This window comes from Pseudomonas sp. DE0157, from assembly GCF_007678615.1.
In the GTDB taxonomy this organism is placed as follows: Bacteria; Pseudomonadota; Gammaproteobacteria; order Pseudomonadales; family Pseudomonadaceae; genus Aquipseudomonas; species Aquipseudomonas parafulva_B.
The window spans coordinates 1-289 of record NZ_VEJN01000057.1 but is presented as its reverse complement, the minus strand read 5'-3'; the positions used below and the strand labels follow the sequence as shown (position 1 = coordinate 289).

Below are 289 nucleotides of genomic sequence, written 5' to 3'. Positions count from 1 at the left end.
GGTCGCGGTAGTGGTGTCGATCGAATCATTGATCGTCGTTACAGCTGGCGTCGGGTTAGGCGTCAGCTGCTCGAAGTTGCCGCCCGTGGCGCTGTCGATGGTCACGCTAACGGTGGAACCGTTGTTGTAGACGTCGTTCGCCGGGGTTTGGAAGTCGATGCTGCCCTGGGTCTTGCCTGCTTCAACAGTGATGACCTGGCCGTTGGACAGGGTCACGGTAACTGGGGTTTGAGCCGGGTTGGTCAGCGTGACGGTGTAAGTGATCACGCCACCTTCGGTCACGCTTGGC

Annotated in this window: 1 protein-coding gene; it reads right to left on the bottom strand. The window is 59.9% G+C overall.

Annotation, left to right across the window (positions count from 1 at the left end; genetic code table 11):
- Positions 1 to 289, bottom strand: a 289-nt coding sequence (locus FS777_RS21530) for an immunoglobulin-like domain-containing protein (protein WP_178091315.1), incomplete at both ends; no start/stop codon positions are given.